We start from the raw sequence: 21,306 nt of genomic DNA on the forward strand, positions 1-21,306 counted from the left end.
AACTTAGTATGTCTCAATAGAGACAAATTAAACATAAAAAGCAACCCCTTCTATATTAAAAGAGTTGCTTTTCCTATTTTTGGAGTAAAACCTCCGTACGTTCATGTTCTTCTAAGGACACAACTGGGTACATATTTTCCACCTGTGTAAAAACATATTGATGATTATCTGCTTGAATAGTTCCTTTGATCCAAAAACGCTTCTCAGCCCACATACGAGGGAAACTGCGCAATTGGATTGGTCTCCATTGCTCACCAATTAAAATTACAGGTCCTGCGGAAGTAATATGCAACAAAAACATGTTTCTTTGTTCTGCTTCTTCCTGATTTTTGTTCATTACACCATTTTCCATCATCCAATTTCGAGCCTCAATGGTTTCAGGTATTAGTCGAATAAATGGTACATACACTTTTTTAAATGCTTGAAAAATGTTTGCATGACCAGCGGACTCTAACCAACGGAAAAGATGTTTGCAAGTGTTTAAAAATATGCGCGCAGACACTGGGGTAGATTGGTGATGATCCATGTACCAAACACTGAAAAACCGTGCCAGTACGTCTTCATTTAAAAGCGACCATTCAAAGGATTGTCCAAAACGAAGGGAGAGATACTGGAATAACGTTTCTAACGAACGCGAATACCAAGCCTGTGTTCCTTTTTGTAATTTGCCAACTTCTGTAACAAAAAACTCTTCCAAATGATTTAGAATAGATACAGGGAGCCCAGGTCTTTCCGCTTGATTCTCCATTGCAGATAAAAAGAGGTCTTTATTATTTTCTAAACGCATTTCTGTTGGAGCTGAAGTTAATTGCTGCTCCATTGATTCTAATTCATTTGCTCTTTGAATGGACCAACCGAGTACTCTCCAGCTGGTTTCTCGAATAGTAAGTTCTTGTTGTTCTTCTTCATGGTGGTTGTATTTCTCTAGCTGCACGAGTATCTCCCCTCTCATCTCATGCACAAACGATGTATAAGGGCCAAATAGTTCATAGCGATTCCCTATCCGTATGAGCCTGGCGAAGACCAATTTATCTCGCGGAATAGCATCCTTTTTCATCACCTCATACTCTTTATTTGTTTCCAGTGATCGAAACGTCATCGTCTCTTCTTTGGATTCCAACATTTCAAAACAAGAAAAGGTTAATTCGGATAGGCTTTGAATCACTCTTTCTCCATCCATCCGATGACGATTGGTGGATGCCCAAAGTTCTACAGGCCTTCTTCCATTTATACATGGTGCATCAAATAGCAAATAATAATGAAACGAAAAAGCGAAGCTTTTTGGGATAGGTTGGTCTAAAGGGAGCTGTAATAATTCTTTAAACCTTGTTGCCCACTTGTCTTGATCTTCGACTTTGGCATAGCGATGAAACCATGTATCTAGATCAGAAAGGAGCTTCCCTTTTTGCCCTCTTTCTCGATTTTCTCTAGTTAATTCAGCTTGATGGAAAACGACTACGCGTTCACAACATTTTTTATACTTTTTACCACTGCCACAAGTACAGGGTTGATTTCGACCTACCATACTAACACCTCGGATGGAAAATTCCTTGTAATCCAGTATATCGAAAATACGCATATAAGACAAAGAAAATTTTAAAAAAATACATAGACAAAATATTCGTGTTATGTATTTAGGTTCGATGAAAATAACAAAATCCCTGCAACAAATTGTTGCAGGGATTCCTACTATTTTACAATATGGACTTTTACGTTTTTCCGACCCCATTGAACACAATCGGCCTCATTTGTGAAGTAAAGATCGATAATATGACCTTTAATTCTTCCTCCAGTATCTTCTGCAACACCGTAACCATAACCTTCAATATACAATTTGGTTCCAAGCGGTATGACACTAGGGTCAACAGCAACGGTTCCTTTGTGCGGAGTTGTTCCAGTAGCTGTTTTGCTGCCATAAGAAGTGTAAGCAGTTGCTTCAAATGTCATAGCAGAGCCTGATAATACTCCTGATGCTGGTGTTGCATCGTCCTTCTCAGGTTCTTTTGTGCCTAGTTTCACTACTTCTTGAACAGGTGCTACTTTATTCACCAATGTCCTCGTTTGTACTGGCTTACCGTCCTTCACCAGCAATTTTCCATTTTTATATAGGGCAACAATTTGATATTCTTCTACACCCATTTTTCCTTTTGTCGTTACTTCTTTTTTGCCTTTTTCCAGCTTGGCGTCTTTTATTTCTTTCGTAGTAAATTTAATTGGTTTGGTTTCCTTTTTTACCCGTTGTTCGACTTTGTCGATAACAATCCTCATATTCGGGGTAATAACTTCGTTCATGGATACATTTGGCTCATCCCAAGCAGACAAAGCAATCTTTCTTTCTTCCAAGAAAGAACCCACCGTTGTCTGTGTGGTAATAAACGTACCTAGTTTTTTACCGCCTAGTTCCAGATTTACTTTACACTTACAACGAAGCTCTACCGTTGTATCCCCATCTAATTCTTTATTCCAAGGTATACTCGGTTGATAGGACGCCTTCAGCTGCTGCACATTTTGTCCAGCACCTGCCAGAGCTTCTTCCAATGTATTATGTAATCCTTCGCTAACCACTTGTGACTTTCCGTCACTAAATGTAACAGTTACTTTTGTTTCCATTGCAGCATAAGCCACAAATGATCCAGATAAAAGTACTATCGCTATTACTCCTAATATTAGGAATTTCTTCATTGGTCACTGCTACCGAAAAACTTTGAATTTAATTTTAAAAGGCACACTTAATTCGTTTGACTAGACTGTCTGAAGTTTTTCCAGTAACAGCTTCGCACCTCCTTGTTAGGTGTACCTATGTAACTTCTGCCCATTATAACAGGACTAAAAAAGATATTCTATTTATATGAAAAATGTTCCTTTTTTTTTCTTTTTTCTGCACACTAAAAACTGGTAAATATTTGAACCGTCACTTGACCATTTGTTGCTTCCGAAACAATGAGAATAGGGCCTTTACGCTCGTTTTTAAATTTAAAATCAGGACCTCCCCATGAAACTGTTGCATCTCTATTTTTGGGAACATATGGAACAGTTTTGCTATGACTTTTTCTTTCCACAATCGTTAAATGAGCACGATCAACACTATTGAATAATGTCGAAGAAGTTTGGCATATTCCTCCACCGATTCCCTCACTATATTCTCCTTTCACAATGATCTTCGCTTCTTTATACCCTCTACGGAATGATCTTTGTCCTACTGTCTTATTAAATGAAAAAGTCTCACCAGGCATTACTACCACATGATCAATCGCCTTCGTAGATAATTGTACGTTATGCGATCGATTATAAATACTTTTATTATAAAATGTCGTATAAGATGCTAATAATTTTCCTTTTAACTTTACAAGTTGTTTTGATGTCAATGCAGGATACAATGTTTCATAAGGAACTTCAATTTCTTTTCCCAAATAAAAATGAATCAAATCCATCCAGCGATCCATTTCTGATGTTTTTACCCTTATCCCTTGCTGTTCCAATATCACTTTTCTATCACGAAAGTAAGCTGATTTCGCAGAATGATTGATGTCTTTTCCTATCTTTTCAAACCACCGATGAAGTTTTTCTCGATTTAACGTTGTTGGGTCAATCCCATCAAAACCAGCTTGTCTAAGATCCAAATACCAATGCTTATCACCATACGTTAGATGCATAATCGGATTTGGTGATCCGTCTTGGAAAATAGGAGGCAAAAGAATAAGAAAACAAGCATATAAATAAACAAACAAAAAAATCCCTCCTTCTTTGGTAGTTTGTGCAAAGAAAGAGAGACTTAACAAAGAAATTTACTACGCAAAAAAATGAATAATATAGGTTATCCAAGCCTCTATGCCAAACAAAGCCATTGGATAAAGAACAATCAAATTCACTAGAAATAAAAATGGAATAGCAATCAAAAAATTCCAATGTTTTGTCTTATGACGAGCTACTTGCATACCGATGAACGAACCAAGCGCCCCTCCTAGCGCTGCAACAAGAAAAAGTGTTTTTTCTGGTATTCTTCGCTGACTTGCTTTTGCCTGTTTTTTGTCATACAACATTTGTGAAAAACCTGCGATGTTCATCGCCAAAAGGTACACAATAACAATGATATTCATAAAATTATTTTAACAAATAGAGGCTTTTGTTTCAAGATAATGTGAATTATATAACAAAATATGATCATTTTTTGAAGGTTATCCAGATGAATCATAAAAAAGATTGTGAAATAGTGTACAAAGTTATTCACAGAGAGTAAGATAATTGTATACAAATTAGACATTAAATCAAGGAGGAAACATCCATGGATTCTGCTTTCTGGAGTCGAATGCTTACCGAAGAAACCCTTGCATTTCATATTATTTGGGCTGCCATAGGAGTTGGAGTTCCCATTTTTATTAGTTTAGCAGAATGGATCGGTATCCGAAAAAAGGACAAACACTATATTATGATGGCAAAACGCTGGACTCGTGGTTTTGTGATTACGGTAGCTGTTGGTGTTGTCACTGGTACTTGTATTGGAGTACTCTTGTCCTTGTTATGGCCGACATTCATGCAGTTAGTAGGAAATGTGATTAGTTTGCCTTTATTTTTGGAAACATTCGCGTTCTTCTTTGAAGCCATATTTTTAGGAATATACTTATACACTTGGGATCGTTTTAAAAATCCATATTGGCATTGGCTGACCTCCATACCAGTCATTATTGGTTCTACGCTGTCCGCAGTATTTATTACAACCGTTAACTCGTTTATGAATACCCCAGCTGGATTTAAATTAGATGCCAAAGGAAAAGTAGTGGATATCGACCCGATCGGAGCGATGCTTAACCCAGCCACTCCTTCAAAAGTTGGTCATGTTGTCTCTTCTTCCTATTTAATCTCAGGTCTACTTTTAGCAGGGTTGGCAGCATTTTTTATTCTACGAGGAAGAACTCATATCTACTATAAAAAAGCATTAAAACTAACCATGATAACTACACTGATTTTGTCAATTTTAACGATTCTGATGGGCGATATTTCGGCAAAATTTCTTGCTGAACACCAGCCAGCAAAATTAGCAGCTGCGGAATGGCACTTTGAAACAAAGCAAGATGCGCCGCTTGTTTTATTTGGAAAACTTAATAAAGAAACCAATGAAGTTACTTATGCGATAAAAATACCAAAAGCACTCAGTATACTAGCTACCGATAGTCCTTCTGGTACAGTTGTTGGACTCGATAGTATTCCAAAAAACTTATGGCCGCCACTGTATATTCATTATTTATTTAATACAAAAGTAAGTATTGGATTTTACTTATTATTTATTACTGCGCTTTTTGTATTTTTATCGATTTGGAAAAAAGGAAATCCGTTTCATCCGCTAGTATTGACTGGTATTGTCCTTGCTGCTCCGCTTTCCTTTTTAGCGATGGAATTGGGGTGGGTGTTTGCAGAAGTAGGCAGGCTGCCATGGATTATCACTGGAATAATGAAAGTAGGCGAAGCTGCTACCACAGCCGCAAACGTAAAAGTAATGTATTTTTTATTCAGCGGGCTTTACTTTGTCTTAGCAGTAGTTGCGATAATCGTATTAGTTCGTTTGTTTAAAGGGAAACCAGCCGAAGCAGAATTAGCAGCTCAGGGGGAGTCGTAAAATGCAATTAGAAATGATTGGGATAACGGTCTTATGGACGTTTCTATACGGCTATATCATTGTAGCTTCGATTGATTTTGGGGCAGGATTTTTCTCTTACTACAGTCATTTGACCAAGAAGGAACACATTATCAATAAAATCATTGATCGCTACTTATCACCAGTATGGGAAGTCACAAACGTATTTCTTGTGTTTTTCATTGTTGGTATTGTCGGTTTTTTCCCGGATACTGCTTACTACTACGGAACTGCGCTGCTTATACCAGGCGGGATCGCTTTAATTTTATTGACGATTCGCGGATCTTTTTATGCATTTGCAAACTACGGGGGCAGAAAAAGCAAATTTTTCTTATTTTTGTATGGAATGACAGGTCTCTTTATACCTGCAGCGCTTTCCACTGGTCTAACCATATCCGAAGGCGGATTTATTGTAAAAACAGGAAAAAACATCGATTTCATGGCTATGAATCTGCTGAAAAGTCCCTATTCATGGACCGTTGTATTCCTAGCAATTGTGAGCATCTTATATATTAGTGCAAGTTTTTTAACTTACTATGCACACAAAGCAGGAGACAATCCTGCAATGGAGCAGCTTCGAAAATATTCTTTGTTTTGGAGTGGCCCAACAATATTAGCAAGTATTCTAGTTTTTTGGGGTTTATCACACCATAATCCCCTTCACTTTGCAAAATCTTGGGATATTCGCTGGATTTTTGCTTGCTCTTTCCTTTTTTATCTCATTGCAGTTTGGTTGATGTGGAAAAAGAAAAACTTCGGAATATCTTTTATCTGTGTCATGATTCAGTTTGCATTTGCATTTTTTGGTTATGGTTATTCTCACCTGCCGTACTTGCTATACCCTTACATTACATTGCAAAGCGGCTTAACCAACTCTACTATGGGGTGGGCATTGGTAATAGCATTTATCGCTGGGCTTTTATTATTAATACCATCTCTCATTCTGTTAATGCGCTTATTTTTATTCAATGCCAAATACGTCAAACAAGGAAAATAATAATAAAATGCTGGGGTAACCCCAGCATTTTTTCTCTTTTCTATCACTTAGAAACTTGACAACTCCATACGGCTAAAGCCGTTGGATTCTTGGGACGATAGCCTCATGACTATTTCATTACCAAGCTAACCCCGTGAGCCCCACGGTTTATGTTTGTTGTTTTTTCTTTGCCTCGAGCAAACTTGGTTTTCGTCTGTCGCGACTATACATATATTACCATGCGAATGTTCGTTTGCAAATTTATTTTCTCCAAAGGTTGAACTGCTGAAGGGAAATTCCTTCCCCTCGTTCGACGCTCGCTTTCATCCCACGATTTAAATCGTGGGTTTTCTCGCTCGCAATGCTATAATATATTCGAAAATGAGCCTATTTATAATTATTGCAAGCTTCAATAAATGCAGAAAAAATTCTCATGGCTTGTTTATTTTGCAGTATTGCCATTCCTTCGGGGTGCCATTGGATACCTAATAGAAATGGATATTGATTGCTTTCAATTGCCTCAATTACACCATCCTTTGAAAACGCAGCAGCAATCAAAGATGATCCCAAATTTTTTACAGACTGATGATGATAAGAATTAACTAGAGGTGTATCTTGCCCGATGATGTGATACAAAAGACTTTCTTTCTCTATGTCAATGGAATGAGTAGGATACCCTCTAGGAGCTTTTTGACTATGGTTGATAGCAGATGGGATTTGACTGGGAATATCCTGGTACAAGTCCCCTCCAAATGCTACATTCATCAATTGACATCCTCGGCAAATTGCGAGAATAGGTTTCTTTTGTTTGACAAACAGATCCAATACATTTATTTCGATTTGGTCACGTTCTGGAACAATCTCTCCTATATGCGGCTGCGGCTCTTCTCCATATAAAAAAGGATCAACATCTTCCCCACCGGATAACATCAAGCCATCACACTGATCAACTAACTTTTGCAGCATGATTGGATTTTCCATAAAAGGAATTAATAATGGTACTCCACCAGCTTGTAATATAGATTGAACATAGTCTTGGTTGATGTAATATCTTTTTTCATCCTGATCCATTGTTATACCAATAACTGGATACATACAGTTTCACCCACCTGTTTGCATTTTGTATATTCTATGCAAACAAAAAACTCCAGCTCATCTTGGAACTGGAGTTTTTTATTAATCCTTTGCGTGAGCACGATCATCAAACAAATATTTTATCGCATAAATCCCACTAAGACCTACAATGGTATAAATAATTCTGCTCAGCAACGATGATTCGCGAATCGCATCGCCACCAAAGATTGCAGAAACTAAATCCCATTGGAACAATCCGACTAGCAACCAGTTTAATGCTCCAATAATCACTAATGTAAGAGCTACTTTACCCACAGCTTCGCCCTCCTTCAATCGATGTTTCTGTTAGTATGTATAAAGAAGATCATTTTCATACCAATCGATCTTTGTGGGAATATTTTAAAAATACTTTAAGATATTGCTGCTGTGTTTTAATCGCATTGGATTGAACAGACAGTCCCTATACACAGAGGAGTTTCCTATGCCTGTGCGTCGTAAACTGAAACTGCATCACTTTAAAGAGTATTGGGAGATCGAGATCTTCCTTGATGGTTACATTCTTTATAGTGACGGTGTAGATGACGGCCTCACTTATCGTGAAAAAGAAAATTTGATATCGGGCGTCACTACAGCATTGAGGTAGGTGAATCCGTAATTGTTCGAAAAGACGACAAAATCGTCATCGAAAGGATTTATACTGTTCCCGGACGAGTCCCCGTTGGGATAGAAGCCAGAAAGAAAATGCCTGTTACAGTTGAGGGAATTTGTAAAGTTACTGCTTTGAAACGTGCTCCTGAATCCATTTACGTTCCTAACATTTATAATTAATTTTTTGGTTCAGATAGCAGTAAATTGCTATCTGAATCCCAAATCATCAACACTTATCATTTCCAGATTTATAATATAAAATCACATCAATTAGTATATAGACAATAAACCCGCCATGACTTTTTATGGCGGGTTTATTATTACTTTTTTTGTTTTCCGTTATGAAGATGTCACTGGAATTTCTTTCTCTTGTTGTTTTCGCTTGTGCTCCTCAGCTAACTTATCGATTTCTTTCTTTAATTCCGCTACCATCTCGGATTCTGGAATTTTACGGATGATTTCCCCATGACGGAAAAGCAATCCTTCACCTCTTGCTCCAGCAATGCCGATATCTGCTTCTTTTGCTTCCCCAGGTCCATTTACAGCACAGCCAAGCACACTCACTTTAATAGGGGCTTGGATTTTGGAAATATATTCTTCCACTTCATTTGCGATGGAGATAAGGTCAATCTCAATCCGCCCGCATGTCGGGCAAGAGATCAAGGTAGCAGCATTTGCCGCCAAGCCAAATGTTTTTAATAACTCGCGTGCTACTTTTACTTCTTCTACAGGGTCAGCGCTGAGTGAAATCCGCAATGTGGAACCGATTCCTTGAGACAAAATAGCCCCAAGTCCGGCAGCACTTTTTACGGTACCGGAGAACAAGGTTCCAGACTCTGTAATACCTAGATGCAATGGATAATCAAAAGCTTCCGCTGCTTTTTGATATGCTTCGATCGCCAGTCGAACATCTGAAGCTTTAAGTGATACAATGATGTCATGGAAATCGAGCTCTTCCAAGATACCGATATGATACAAGGCACTTTCCACCATACCGTCAGCAGTTGGATACCCGTATTTTTCCAAGATACGTTTTTCGAGCGACCCTGCATTTACTCCAATACGAATAGGGATACCACGCTCTTTTGCTGCTTTTACAACAGCCTCTACTTTTTCCCGTCTTCCTATATTCCCAGGGTTAATCCGAATTTTATCAATTCCACCCTCAATTGCTTTTAATGCAAGCTTGTAATCGAAATGGATATCTGCTACCAAAGGAACGGTAATCCGTTTTTTAATTTCTGGGATTGCCTCAGCAGCTCTCATATCAGGAACTGCTACACGAACAATTTGACAACCAGCTTCTGCTAGTCGATTGATTTCATTTACTGTTGCTTTTACATCGTGTGTCTTTGTTGTAGCCATACTTTGAATGACTACTTGATCATTTCCACCGATTTGCAAATTGCCAACTTGAACTGGTCTTGTTTTCGTACGATGAACCATGAGCACTCGCTCCTTAAGAAGTTAAAACTAGATTTTAAAATGGATAACAAAGTAAATAATTACTTGTTGATCCATTTGTTTTACCAGAAAACAAAAGATAATACTTCAATGGTATCATAAAAAGTATTGACAGATGATGATAGCTACAAGTTCCGTTCATCATTATATCATATCAAGAAAGGCAAAAAGGGGCTTTTCGCCCCTCTTTTTTGAAGATCAAGAAAAGATTACATTATCTCAATCAATTATTTGCAATTTTCCATATTGTGAATTGTTATTTTCTTTTTACTTTCTTCGCTGCCATTCGCATAGAAAATGGTATCATTCCGAACCAGCGATATGACCATGGTTCTTTTTTCGAAGACCGAATTGCTTTTCTATCTTTGCGTGGTGTCTCCATAAACCATACCATTTTTTCAAGTAAATAAGTGATCCAATCTTTAAAAGACATCTTACCACCTCACTACTTAGCCTTCACTGCTTTTCGTGAGTTTAACCCAAATATCTTTGATTTGTTTTGCAGCTTGTTCTTCTGATAGATTCTTTGTTTGAATGGTGTAATCAGCAAACTGGTATAACGGTTTCCGTACAGTATACAGTTGATGAACTCTCTCCTTTAGAGTACCTCCTTGTAATAGTGGACGGGAATTATCTGATTGCAACCGTTCGATAATTACTTCAGGTGGCGCATCTAACGCAAAAACATAACCATATCGATTCATACACACCCTATTTTCCGAACGAAGAACAATTCCTCCTCCTGTAGTAATAATACTCGGATGTGTATTTTGAACTGCTTGCTCAATCGCCCCTGTTTCAATGTTACGAAAAGTAAGTTCACCATAATTAGCAAAAATATCAGGTATAGAGCTGTTTCGATCCCGCTCGATCATCAAATCTGTATCCAAATGCTCCATGTTTAATGTTTGTGACAATATCTTTCCTACCGATGTTTTTCCTGTTCCCATAAAGCCGATTAAAATAAGATGTTTTCTCATAGTAAAAATTATTATACATGGCTTACTCTAACCAGTACAAGATATGTAATGTCTGTTTATTTAATTCCGCTGTCTCTGTTTGTTGAATTCCATTTGGACTTTTAGCAGTTGCCTTGACCACCAATGTACCAGTATTTGATTCCCATACAGAAACATTCACCAGAAATTTTCCAAACTTTTTTTGTGTCGTGGTGTAATCATTTGGATTCTCCACGAGTTCTTTTTGTCTCCAAGCAATTGCACTTTCTGCTGCATAATTAGCTTGTATCAATGCAAAACGCATTTGATCATATTTTTTTGCTTCCACCCATTCTTTACATGCAAACAGTAGTAAAGTGGCTATTAATGCGATCAAAAGCGTTACAACGGGCAAAATAAATCCTTCCTCATCATTCATCAATCCGCCCCCATAAATAAACTTTCCCATGAAATACTGCACCATTTTGTAAAAGGTTTACTGTCATTTCCACTCCCTTCTTATAACGGTGAAAACCGATCTTGTGTACATGTTGTAACATTACAGTATGTCCACGAAACGGCTGCTGTTTTTGCTGCTTTAAACTACGTATTAACTGACCATTTATAAGACGATATTGTACTTCTTGTCCGTCTTTCATCACCATGATAATTTGATTATTATTTACTAACATGTTCACTCCATTCGATTCATCATATATTGTTTGCATGTGAAAACGATTAAATTGTTCCCATAATAAATGCTCTGTTAATGAAGTTCTCACATCATTTGTTAGTTGATAAAAAAAGCCAAATACCATTGGAAATATGGTCATAAAAAGCAAAAATGTAATGACTACTTCAACATAGGTAAATCCTTGTTCTGAAATCGAAATACTTCTAATTTGATGGAGCAAATCTTGTCTTGTCTGTCTTTCCAAGTCGTGTTTACTGTGATTTTCCATAAGGCTTGTTCCCTTTGCACTTTTGTGGATATAAGATATGGAGCAATATACTTTTTTTCATCACTTAACTTTAAATCACTCAATTGTCGCTCTAATTCTGCTTGTGAAATTATTTGCGCATCATTTTCCAACATTCTGTCTTTTGAAAATGTCTCCCCTGTTAGATAAACAGGGATTGCAAACGTCAACAAAGTAATTACAACAGCAATAGCAACCATTGTTTCTACCAGAGTAAAACCTTGCTCTTCTCTATTCATGAGACTCCATCCTTGTTACTCCACTTGCTACTTGAATAATAATTGTTATCTGCCTATGTTCCGCACATTGTAAAATAATTGTTCCACCGCGAACTTGTCCAGACTGACGAAAGACAACTTCGTTATTATTGTAATTGGTTTGAATCTGAATTACTTTTTGCAAACTCACCATATCTACTACTTTCCCATCTTCTATTACTAACATCTTTTTCTTTCTAAACTGTATGGTTATTTCTTTTTCTTTTGCCATGGCTACAAATTGAGCCCGTTGTAGTTGAGAAATCACTTGCATACGCAACTGAGTGTCAGATGTTTTGGAAATTAAATTTGTTAGATTTGGCATTGCAAATGAAGTAAGCAAACCTAAAATACTAATTACACATAGAAATTCAACAAACGTAAAACCGGCTTCCCTCTTCAGCTTTTTCGACATATCACTTGCACTTCATCCGCTTTTTTTACTAATTGATATATCCCTTGATCTCCTGGACATTTGGGAATACTCCGTAAATATTTTTTAGTGACTAGCTGCTGAATGGTACTTGGGTATACACCAAAATCTAAATAATAATTTTCCATCTGCATGGTGATCATCCTACGGTTAGCTTTGTCTGCCTGAACGTTCGCCTTTTTACTCGCCTGTATAAAATTTGGTAGTGCAATCGCAATAATAATACCGATAATAAATAATACAACCAGCATTTCCACCAACGTAAACCCTTCTTCTGATTTCCTCATAAATATCCCCCTATTGAACCGCTTCGATAAGTCCGAACATGGGCAAAAATAATGAAATAACAACGATTCCCATCAAAACTCCTATCAGAACAGTTAAAGCTGGTTCTAAATAAGACATCCATTTTTCAATTTTCTCAGTTAACCACTCTTCAGACGTAGTAGCTAGCTGTCCTAACATTTCTCCTAACTTTCCTGTTTCTTCCCCTAAAATGATTGTGTGAGAGAAAATAGGCAATAAACATGAATAATTCTCATCCATTATTGCACTGAGTGTAGAACCTTCCATCAATTTTTGCTTTGTAGTCGAAAGATAATTTGCGAGTTTCGGCCATGGTGTAACTTGTTCTAGGAGGGTAAAAGAAGATAGCATGGGTACACCTGCTATAATAAATGAACTTAATTGTAGAGATAAGTACTGGGTGTAGCGATAACGATAGTAAGTGGCTACAAAAGGTATTCGGCAAAAAATTTGTTGAAAAAATGGAGTGTGTTTGAAGTACATTAATGTTGTAAAACAGATCAATCCAGTAACCAAAAGGTATGGGAAATATTGAGACAGAGTGAATACGACTTGGGTTGTAAAGGGCAAGGTAGAAGAAAAAGAATGATATAATTCTTTAAAAGTAGGCAGTACAATTATTGATAGAAACAATAAACCAACGCATAAAAAGACGAGAATGAATAGAGGATAAAAGGTAATCTGTTTTATTTTTTTCTTCCATCTCATTTTTGCTTGATAGTAGCGATGACATTGATGGAGCGCAAAAAGTATATTTCCATGTAGTTCAGCAGTTTCGATAAAAGAACAAAAGATCGGGGGCAAAAAAACCTTTCGAAATGCTGCCGATAAGCTATCACCTCTCTGAATACAATCAAGTAACCTCCCCCCAGTGTCTGAAGGGATAACCTGCTGTACCGTTAACATTTGCAGGCTGTCACGCAAAGGTATGCCACTATCCAACATAGAATGTAAATGGTAACTGAATGAAACGATTTTCTCTTCTTTCCACATAGTCAATGACTACCAACCTCCACAGTCATTCTCGAAAACTCCTCGTTTGTCGTTAAACCTTGCTCTACTTTTCGTTTTAATGCCTGTTCCATCGTTCTATATCCTTTAAAATGGAAAAATTTTCTTAGTCTAGCTGAAGTCGGATGGGACATTATTTCATTTTGCAGTTCTTCGCAGGAAGGTAAGACCTCAAATATTCCCGATCTTTTGTAATATCCACTTTCACGGCATTGCAAGCAGCCGCATCCCGAACACTGTTTACATGACAAACGTATTAAACGCTGTGCAATTACTCCATTTAAAGCGGATGCAACCAAATAAGCCGGGATTCCCATATCAATCAGTCTTGTGATCACCCCAGCCCCATCAGCTGTATGTAGTGATGTTAGAACTAGATGTCCCGTTAAAGCTGCTTCGATTGCTATTTCAGCTGTCTCCTGATCACGAATTTCTCCAACCATAATAATGTCTGGGTCTTGTCGCAAAATTGCTCGCAGTCCTCTAGCAAATGTAAAATCTATTTTTGGATGAATTTGAACTTGATTTACACCTGTTAACTGCAACTCAATCGGGTCTTCCAAAGTAATAATATTTTTCCGGCTATGATCAAGCAATGATAACAGTGTATATAACGTTGTCGTTTTTCCAGCACCAGTCGGGCCTGTAACAACAAACAATCCAGGACGGTGCAATAACTGTTCTACACGCTGCGACTCTGCTTCTTCCATTCCTAGTTGATGAAGCGATTGGGAAGACAATGTTGTAGGTAATATACGCAATACAATTTTTTCTCCATACAAAACCGGTAAAGTGGCTAATCGAATTTCCAACATGGTGTCTTCTATCTGTACTGTCATCGCACCATCTTGTGGTAATCGTCTTTCACCAATATCCAGCTGTCCCATTATTTTCAGTCGTGAAATAATACTTTTCGCTTCATTCATCGGCAGCCGTGCTGTCTCCGTTAAAAATCCATCTATTCGTTGTCTGATGACAAGAGCATCCATGCTCGGTTCTAAATGAATATCACTTGCTCGATTCTGCAGTGCTTCAAAGAAAAGACTATTCACAAATGCAATCACATCCAACACAACACCTCCAAACTGTTATAAGAACGTATATACTTATTTCGACTCATTATTCCATAAAACCTCCTAAAATGACAAAAAAAGGTAAGTATTACAAAATAAAAAGGCCCTTTCGGCCCGTTTACGCAAATATGTCGTAATTTTTCCCATAAATACAAGTAACATCATCATCTACCTGAATAACTTGTCCATCCAATAAATCAATATCAATTTTCTTGCCAGTAGTAGTAGATAGTGTAACTGTTAGTGATTTGCGAATTTTGGGCTTTAGCAAAGAAGAGTTAAATTCGAATCGCGTTGTCATCTCATCTTCCACAGAGACGGTTTCAAAATTTTCATCCAACATAATTTTGTAATACGGCTGAGATGAAAAATGCTTCATAAAAGCTTGTAATTGATCCTTTTTCCCAGATACACGCAACGTCAACATAATACGAGACACACTCCTTATTTTTTCTAAAATTGTATAGAAACGGAACCGAAACCTTTTTTTATACCCATAATTAAGTATAAATCCCCTATTGTTAGGACTCAATGATTATTAAAATCTATTTTTCCACCCATAATTAGTAATAATTTTTAATTTTTCGACCAAAATGAACAAAAAAGTGCAAAATAATATTTTCCATAATAATGACAGAAAAATCCAAGAATCGAAGAAGGAAAACAAGATTTGACATCGAATCTTTGAACAAACAAAATAACATCAATAGGCAGGGATCAACCAGATGGATCGATATAATTCGCTAGACTTCGGCAAAATTGTCCGTAAACTGAGAACATCGCGCGGTCTCCCTATGAAGTTTTTTGAAGATAAAGAGATTTCACAAGGAACGATCAGTAAAATCGAAAGAGGTGATCCTACTGTCAGCAAACATAAGCGGTTTTATTACCTAAATAAGTTAGGCTACAACCAAGAAAAACTGCAAGAATTGCTGGAACAAGAAAATAACTCTTCCCAGTTGGAACATTTACAGTTAAAATCGATTGAAACTATCATCGACTTAGTAGGCGCAAAAGAAGGATTAAAGCAGTTAAGAGAATCCGGACTTCATGAAAAAACACATGTGAAACCAATGGTAAATTTCTTGCGTGGCAAAATTTACTACCAAAAGAAATTTTATGAGAAAGCAAAAAACGTACTGCTTGAAGCGATCAAATTAATCGATCGAAACAGAGCGGCTTGGGAATCTACTAACTTAAAATCTTCTTGTTTTGGTGAACTCGCACGAATTTTCTTTCAAGAAAAAAATTATGATGAGACGATTGCTTATAACCAAAAAGGAATTGATTCCTTTGTTGAGCATGGTACCAGAAAGTACACCAAGGCAATCCTCCTTTCCAATCACTCTCTGTATTTATTGCGTTTGGATTTATTAGAAGAGAGTTTGGAAATGGTGAAAGACTGCAAACTGCATCTTGGTTCGCAAGAGACAGGCCTAAGTTTTATTTATCCTTATAATGTCGAAGTAAATGCCCTAATTGAAAACAAAAGTTATACGCAAGCAATTCAAAGTGCTGAATTAGGCATTGAAATTGCGCGTATCAGCCAGAGCTATGACCGATCATTCCAGCTCTGGAGTAGTTTAGGTGATATTTATTTTGAGCAAGAAGAATTTTCTGTTGCACTTATCTGCTACCAAACAGCTTTACGATTGAAACCGAGAGTTAGTTATGAAAATTGGTTTACCTACATTCGATTGCAACTCGGACTCATTTACATCCAGAAAAAAGATTTTTCCCAGGCAGAATCACATTTATTGGATGCTGTCAAAACCTCTGATGGAACTCGGATGGATCATATATATGAAGCGTATAATGCGCTTGGTGATATGTATCTTCAATTGGATGATACAGAAAAAGCAGTTCGCTTTCTCCAAAAAGCATTGCATATCGCTCAAGATCACAAACTTTACAAACAAGAACGCGAATCACTTACCAAACTTTGCCAATGTCAACATTATTTGGATATGGATCAATATCAAAGTTATGTCAACAACTTGGTATCTGTCAGTATCCAACTACAACGAGGAGGTGATGAATAATGCGCAAAGCTACCAGTGAACCAATCCATACTTAAATATTTGAAATTTATTGATTTTTGCAATCTGCTATTATCTAAGCTAGCCTTTAAGGCTAGCTTTATTTTTTATTTTTTTTTGGTTTGCATGAATTAAATTTTATAAACACTGATAAATATACTAGTCATCTATTGTCTTGATCCTTGTAAGAAATACTGCACCTTACCAAAAATATTTATTACTCCTAAAAATAGCATGACCCTCTCTACGACAAGAATACATCGTAGAGAGGGTCATCTCACTTACATGGAAACATTACTTGAGGCCAGGAGTCCACTGGAGGCCCCAGCCCCAGTGACGGTCCACAGCCTGCTGGAATCCATTGATGGCCTTCGTTTCCATCTTCACCGTGAAACCATCCGTCGATCGCTCGATCAGTGCGACTGCACAGGTCCGATACCGGTTGGCTTTGCCCTTGTGCTCCAGTCGAAGCAGTGGATTGCCCGGGACCTGGATCGTGGTATATGCATCCCCCACAGCCTCCAGAGACTTAGCTCCTTCATAAACATAGACGAAGATACCGAGGCGCTTGATGTACCGTCGAGCCAGACTGTAGCGAGCACGAATCGTCTCGCCAGTCGTCTTACCCGAACGGTCATCGTGGTTAAGCTGAATGTATGGTGCTGAAGTCTGGCTACCGAAGCGGAGAGGGCTCTCACCCAGCCCCTGAACGATACCCTTCTGTCCATCCATCAGCTCGAACAAAGCACACAGGTCTACATCTGCAGGAAACTGCCAATTCGTGTGCATGTAAATATCGTCATCAACGACATCTTCCGGCTTCACGAGCGTGAACTTCTGACCCTTGGTCATGTTGATGGTAGACATATACTATCCTTCCATAGGAAGTGAGATGAACATCAGCCTAAAGAGGGCTGTTCAGCGATTTGCTGATTAAATCAATTATATCGCACGATTAATATAATAGCATTATTAAGATATATTTGGTTTTCATAAATAAATAGATATCTCCACTTGATTAAAGATGAACCCATTTTTTACTAATTAGAGGTATGAATTATGGAAGTGCTCTTTTTGTTTTTTCAACAGGTGCGATAGCAGACACACTCGTGCATATAGTAAATAATATTAGCGAATTTGTTCATCTAGAGTTAAAATAAAGATGTCTTGTCAACCTTAACTAAGGATTTAAAATGTCTTCCATCCCTCTTATCCGCAATAAAGAGGATGCTATCCGACTTCTCGAAGAAGTCCGTAAAGAGATTGGAATGCGTCATTTGGGAACTTGGAGATGGATTCTTGCTTGTGAAGCTGCCATCAGCGTAAACAACAAAATTGAGGCTAGGGTTTGTATTGATCTTGCTCTGAAAGCAAAAGCGAAAGATAATAAGAAGGTACAGGAAGTACAAAACTGGATTCTTAGAGAAAATCGATATTCGGAATTTTACACCTCCCCAGAGCACCGGCAGTAGTTGACAATATATGACCCATCTTCTCATGAGAAGATGGGTCGAGCATTAACCAGCAATTTTAATGTATAATTTCGAATTAAATTTCATTTCAAATAAAAATAATTCTCAAAGATCATAAAGATGCTATCCTTCCTAAATCATTTCTGCTACCATCAAATTATCTCCATCACCTAGCAAGAATTGAGGAACAAATGAGTGTTCACTCTGTCACAGTTGGAACCAAGAAGTCCTGTACCGCAAAGGTTACGGTTGTGCAAAAAGGTTTGATTACCAACATGGAAATGACACATGCCGAGGATTGTTCGTGCAGCAGATCTAGCAACCTGTCCGAACTTGTCAAGGAATATGGCGGTCAGTTGTTCCTAGCCATCACTGAATATGGAGACTTGATGTACACAGGAAGGTTTGGGGTTAAGAAAGCAGTCCCCTGTTAATCTCTCCTTGTACCATTCCCTTCATGCAAATGAAGGGAGAAGAAAATCTTTTCTTTCTATGTATAAATACATGCCAAACTCCTCATACTATTTTTAGCGATGGGGAGTAGCCAAGAGGTAAGGCATCGGTTTTTGGTATCGTGTACCGAAGGTTCGAATCCTTCTTCCCCAGCCATTTTAAAGAAAATAACGCCTTTATTGGCGTTATTTTCTTTATGTATATACAGGATTGCATTTTAGAAACTCAGCACATTTCTGCTGCTCTTTGTTTAATCCATCAAAATCTCGGTAATGAACAATGATCTTTATTGAGCTGTTGTGTATATATCGCTCCTACACATTGAATTACGACGATTACATCATTTCTAGTTAAAAAAAGAAAGGATACTTTTCCCTCTTTAGATCACTTCCATTTCGCTAAAATCTTCTTCCCCACATTCTGGACAATATTTTATGCCATCATGCGTTGTTTTGGTTGGCGGTCAACAGTGCAAAACAAAATAAAATCCAATTACCATTATTATGAATTGTATAATTTTTAGATAGTAAACCTCATTCAAAAAAAATTGTTAGCACTATGGATAGATAACTATCTTAACTGACATATTTGTTATATACTTACTTTTTCCCATGAGGAATAAGCCTGGGAACACACGATAATAAAATTAAAATAGCTGTAGCATATGGTAATACTTCTAACATTTGTACATCCATCACATATTGAAATACCCAAGGATCATGAATAATGAGATCTCCTGCGATGAAACCAAGTACTGCTCCTCCCAAATAGAGAATAAAGGGAAAACGAGCGATAAACCTTGCGACGAAGCCACTTCCCCACATTAAAAGCGGAATACTCAGTGCCAATCCAAACAAAACCAGCCACATGTCTCCATGCGCTGCCCCAGCAACTGCCATCACATTATCCAAACTCATTACTACATCAGCAATGATTATTGTCTTAATCGCACTCCGAAAAGTAGTGCCTGCTTCTACATGTGTCTTATCTGTTGTATCTCCAATGACCAATTTACCAGCGATAAAAAATAATAAGAGTCCTCCTGCAGTCATTAAAAAAGGAATATGTAATAAATAAGCCGCTACGGTGGTTAAGGAAGCCCGCAATACAACAGCGATCCCAGAACCGATGAGAATAGCTTTTTTACGAAGGTTATTTGGTAATCTCCTTGCTGCCATTCCAATCACAACAGCATTATCTCCGCTTAACAGGAGGTCGGAGAGGACAATGGTAAACATACTTATCCAAAATGTAGATTCCATATATTTCTTCCTTTCCAGTTTGTCCTCATCCTAATTTATGTGACAAGCTGTATTTGTATAACCAAAAAGAAAGCTGTTCTTAAGATCAGCTTTCCCCAATACCCTTCTATTCATTAATTTGAATTCGGAAAATTTATGATTTCTATCCCTTCTACCGCTTCGGTTACTAGTGTATCTACTTCTAGTTTCTTTTCTTCCCGCTCACAAACTTTGATCGTTGGCTTCGTCTTTGGCTGTTCTGGTACAAAAACGGTACAACAATCTTCATAAGGAAGAATGGATATATCATACGTGCCTATTTTTTTCGCAATCTCCATAATTTCTACTTTGTCCATACTGATGAGCGGACGCAAAATCGGCATAGTAGTCACTTGGTTAATCGCCTGGATACTTTCTAACGTTTGGCTTGCAACTTGTCCTAATGACTCACCGGTGAATAGCGCTTTTAAATCATATTTTTTGGCTAATTCTTCTGCAATACGAACCATCATCCGACGCATAATAGTTATGCTGTAATTTTCATAGCAGTGTTTTCTAATTTCTGTTTGTACATGTGTAAACGGCACAACATAAAGGCGTATTTTCCCACCAAATTTCGTTAACACACGGCACAAATCCAAAACTTTTTGCTTGGCACGTTCACTCGTGAACGGATGACTATGAAAATGAATAGCATGCAGTTCTACTCCACGTTTCAAAGCCATATAACCCGCAACTGGACTATCGATCCCGCCAGAAAGCATCAGTAATACCTTTCCACTTGACCGAACAGGAAGCCCTCCTGCCCCAGCAGTTTCTTTCCCATAAATATAAGTTCCCTTAATTCGCACTTCGATTTTAATTTCTAATTCAGGTTTATGGACGTCTACTTTTGCTTGTGGAAAATGCTCCAATATATATTGACCGATTCTTGGGTTTATTTCGCCAGTACGAATAGGAAAACGTTTGTCGGCGCGTCTGCTCTCCACTTTAAACGTTTGCACTCCCGGATAAGATGCAAAAACGTTAGCAGCAGTTGTCTCCATTTCCTCAATCTGAGATGAGATACGGATAGCAGGGCTGAAACTCACAATGCCAAAAACTTCTTTCAGCTGTTCCATAATTGGTGATGCAGGCTGATTCCCAAGTTCAACAAAAATTCTTCCGTGTTCTCTTGTTACATCGATTCCTTCATATTCTTCTAACTTATCACGAATATTGCGGATGAGGTAATCCTCAAATAATTTTTGATTTTTGCCTTTTAAAGAAAGCTCGCCGTAGCGAATTAAAATAACATTCCAATTCATCACTG

Annotated in this window: 26 protein-coding genes and 1 tRNA gene; 7 read left to right on the forward strand and 20 right to left on the reverse strand. The window is 37.7% G+C overall.

Annotated elements, in window-relative coordinates:
• Positions 1–73: 73 nt before the first annotated feature.
• The 4 genes from AC5WOC_RS06795 to AC5WOC_RS06810 all read right to left on the reverse strand — a co-directional run bounded on the left by AC5WOC_RS06795 (position 74) and on the right by AC5WOC_RS06810 (position 4,097).
• Positions 74–1,525 carry a YecA family protein gene (locus tag AC5WOC_RS06795; protein ID WP_496054640.1) on the reverse strand — a complete coding sequence of 484 codons (1,452 nt, stop codon included), beginning with the start codon at positions 1,523–1,525 and terminating at the stop codon, positions 74–76.
• Positions 1,526–1,689: 164 nt separating this feature from the next.
• Positions 1,690–2,682, reverse strand: a complete 993-nt coding sequence (locus AC5WOC_RS06800; RefSeq protein WP_496054641.1) for a 3D domain-containing protein — start codon at positions 2,680–2,682, stop codon at positions 1,690–1,692.
• A gap of 203 nt (positions 2,683–2,885) precedes the next feature.
• Complete coding sequence (locus AC5WOC_RS06805; RefSeq protein WP_496054642.1) at positions 2,886–3,728, reverse strand: VanW family protein; 843 nt, start codon at positions 3,726–3,728, stop codon at positions 2,886–2,888.
• Positions 3,729–3,788: 60 nt separating this feature from the next.
• Positions 3,789–4,097 carry a DUF1294 domain-containing protein gene (locus AC5WOC_RS06810; RefSeq protein WP_496054643.1) on the reverse strand — a complete coding sequence of 103 codons (309 nt, stop codon included), beginning with the start codon at positions 4,095–4,097 and terminating at the stop codon, positions 3,789–3,791.
• A gap of 185 nt (positions 4,098–4,282) precedes the next feature.
• Between AC5WOC_RS06810 and AC5WOC_RS06815 the strand changes: the two genes are divergently transcribed.
• Complete coding sequence (locus AC5WOC_RS06815; protein ID WP_496054644.1) at positions 4,283–5,611, forward strand: cytochrome ubiquinol oxidase subunit I; 1,329 nt, start codon at positions 4,283–4,285, stop codon at positions 5,609–5,611.
• A 1-nt stretch (position 5,612) separates the two neighbouring features.
• Entirely contained in the window at positions 5,613–6,626 is a 1,014-nt protein-coding gene (locus AC5WOC_RS06820; protein WP_496054645.1) for a cytochrome d ubiquinol oxidase subunit II, read from the forward strand.
• A 366-nt stretch (positions 6,627–6,992) separates the two neighbouring features.
• Here the strand turns inward: AC5WOC_RS06820 and AC5WOC_RS06825 are convergent, their stop codons facing one another.
• Positions 6,993–7,700: a gamma-glutamyl-gamma-aminobutyrate hydrolase family protein gene (locus AC5WOC_RS06825; protein WP_496054646.1), complete on the reverse strand. Its 708-nt coding sequence runs from the start codon at positions 7,698–7,700 to the stop codon at positions 6,993–6,995.
• Positions 7,701–7,781: 81 nt separating this feature from the next.
• Complete coding sequence (locus tag AC5WOC_RS06830) at positions 7,782–7,994, reverse strand: DUF378 domain-containing protein (protein ID WP_496054647.1); 213 nt, start codon at positions 7,992–7,994, stop codon at positions 7,782–7,784.
• 166 nt (positions 7,995–8,160) lie between these two features.
• Between AC5WOC_RS06830 and AC5WOC_RS06835 the strand changes: the two genes are divergently transcribed.
• A complete protein-coding gene (locus AC5WOC_RS06835) occupies positions 8,161–8,322 on the forward strand; it encodes a hypothetical protein (RefSeq protein ID WP_496054648.1) in 162 nt (53 codons plus the stop codon).
• Between the two features lie 344 nt (positions 8,323–8,666).
• Here AC5WOC_RS06835 and ispG read toward each other — a convergent pair whose 3' ends face one another.
• The 11 genes from ispG to AC5WOC_RS06890 form a co-directional block, all read right to left on the reverse strand.
• Entirely contained in the window at positions 8,667–9,773 is a 1,107-nt protein-coding gene (ispG, locus tag AC5WOC_RS06840) for a flavodoxin-dependent (E)-4-hydroxy-3-methylbut-2-enyl-diphosphate synthase (RefSeq protein WP_496054649.1), read from the reverse strand.
• Positions 9,774–10,047: 274 nt separating this feature from the next.
• Entirely contained in the window at positions 10,048–10,224 is a 177-nt protein-coding gene (locus AC5WOC_RS06845; protein WP_496054650.1) for a YqzE family protein, read from the reverse strand.
• Between the two features lie 16 nt (positions 10,225–10,240).
• Positions 10,241–10,771, reverse strand: a complete 531-nt coding sequence (locus AC5WOC_RS06850; RefSeq protein WP_496054651.1) for a shikimate kinase — start codon at positions 10,769–10,771, stop codon at positions 10,241–10,243.
• Positions 10,772–10,793: 22 nt separating this feature from the next.
• Positions 10,794–11,168, reverse strand: coding sequence for a hypothetical protein (locus AC5WOC_RS06855; RefSeq protein WP_496054652.1), 375 nt, complete (start codon positions 11,166–11,168; stop codon positions 10,794–10,796).
• Positions 11,161–11,691, reverse strand: a complete 531-nt coding sequence (locus AC5WOC_RS06860) for a hypothetical protein (protein ID WP_496054653.1) — start codon at positions 11,689–11,691, stop codon at positions 11,161–11,163. The genes AC5WOC_RS06855 and AC5WOC_RS06860 overlap by 8 nt, the downstream gene beginning before the upstream one ends.
• Positions 11,583–11,948: a type II secretion system protein gene (locus AC5WOC_RS06865; RefSeq protein ID WP_496054654.1), complete on the reverse strand. Its 366-nt coding sequence runs from the start codon at positions 11,946–11,948 to the stop codon at positions 11,583–11,585. The genes AC5WOC_RS06860 and AC5WOC_RS06865 overlap by 109 nt, the downstream gene beginning before the upstream one ends.
• Positions 11,941–12,381 carry a prepilin-type N-terminal cleavage/methylation domain-containing protein gene (locus AC5WOC_RS06870; protein WP_496054655.1) on the reverse strand — a complete coding sequence of 147 codons (441 nt, stop codon included), beginning with the start codon at positions 12,379–12,381 and terminating at the stop codon, positions 11,941–11,943. Before AC5WOC_RS06870 ends, AC5WOC_RS06865 begins: the two co-directional genes overlap by 8 nt.
• On the reverse strand, positions 12,366–12,686 hold the full coding sequence (locus AC5WOC_RS06875; RefSeq protein WP_496054656.1) for a competence type IV pilus major pilin ComGC: 321 nt from the start codon (positions 12,684–12,686) through the stop codon (positions 12,366–12,368). The genes AC5WOC_RS06870 and AC5WOC_RS06875 overlap by 16 nt, the downstream gene beginning before the upstream one ends.
• A gap of 10 nt (positions 12,687–12,696) precedes the next feature.
• Positions 12,697–13,698, reverse strand: coding sequence for a type II secretion system F family protein (locus tag AC5WOC_RS06880; RefSeq protein WP_496054955.1), 1,002 nt, complete (start codon positions 13,696–13,698; stop codon positions 12,697–12,699).
• Positions 13,699–13,700: 2 nt separating this feature from the next.
• A complete protein-coding gene (locus AC5WOC_RS06885) occupies positions 13,701–14,780 on the reverse strand; it encodes a GspE/PulE family protein (RefSeq protein ID WP_496054956.1) in 1,080 nt (359 codons plus the stop codon).
• A gap of 127 nt (positions 14,781–14,907) precedes the next feature.
• On the reverse strand, positions 14,908–15,216 hold the full coding sequence (locus tag AC5WOC_RS06890; protein WP_496054657.1) for a hypothetical protein: 309 nt from the start codon (positions 15,214–15,216) through the stop codon (positions 14,908–14,910).
• Between the two features lie 298 nt (positions 15,217–15,514).
• On the opposite strand from AC5WOC_RS06890, the gene AC5WOC_RS06895 reads away from it, so the two are divergent.
• Positions 15,515–16,831 carry a helix-turn-helix domain-containing protein gene (locus AC5WOC_RS06895; RefSeq protein WP_496054658.1) on the forward strand — a complete coding sequence of 439 codons (1,317 nt, stop codon included), beginning with the start codon at positions 15,515–15,517 and terminating at the stop codon, positions 16,829–16,831.
• Positions 16,832–17,122: 291 nt separating this feature from the next.
• Here AC5WOC_RS06895 and AC5WOC_RS06900 read toward each other — a convergent pair whose 3' ends face one another.
• Positions 17,123–17,695 (reverse strand): hypothetical protein, encoded by a 573-nt coding sequence (locus tag AC5WOC_RS06900; RefSeq protein WP_496054659.1) that lies wholly within the window; start codon positions 17,693–17,695, stop codon positions 17,123–17,125.
• A gap of 326 nt (positions 17,696–18,021) precedes the next feature.
• Here AC5WOC_RS06900 and AC5WOC_RS06905 point away from each other — a divergent pair, with 326 nt between their 5' ends.
• The 3 genes from AC5WOC_RS06905 (at position 18,022) to AC5WOC_RS06915 (ending at position 18,909) form a co-directional block, all read left to right on the forward strand.
• Positions 18,022–18,300, forward strand: coding sequence for a hypothetical protein (locus AC5WOC_RS06905; protein WP_496054660.1), 279 nt, complete (start codon positions 18,022–18,024; stop codon positions 18,298–18,300).
• A 191-nt stretch (positions 18,301–18,491) separates the two neighbouring features.
• Complete coding sequence (locus AC5WOC_RS06910) at positions 18,492–18,734, forward strand: hypothetical protein (protein WP_496054661.1); 243 nt, start codon at positions 18,492–18,494, stop codon at positions 18,732–18,734.
• Between the two features lie 100 nt (positions 18,735–18,834).
• A tRNA-Gln gene (locus AC5WOC_RS06915) sits at positions 18,835–18,909 on the forward strand.
• A gap of 443 nt (positions 18,910–19,352) precedes the next feature.
• Here AC5WOC_RS06915 and AC5WOC_RS06920 read toward each other — a convergent pair.
• On the reverse strand, positions 19,353–20,015 hold the full coding sequence (locus AC5WOC_RS06920) for a TerC family protein (protein WP_496054662.1): 663 nt from the start codon (positions 20,013–20,015) through the stop codon (positions 19,353–19,355).
• Between the two features lie 113 nt (positions 20,016–20,128).
• Complete coding sequence (gene thiI / locus AC5WOC_RS06925; RefSeq protein WP_496054663.1) at positions 20,129–21,301, reverse strand: tRNA uracil 4-sulfurtransferase ThiI; 1,173 nt, start codon at positions 21,299–21,301, stop codon at positions 20,129–20,131.
• Positions 21,302–21,306 lie beyond the last annotated feature (5 nt).

Source organism: Shimazuella sp. NTD247 (genome assembly GCF_059510415.1).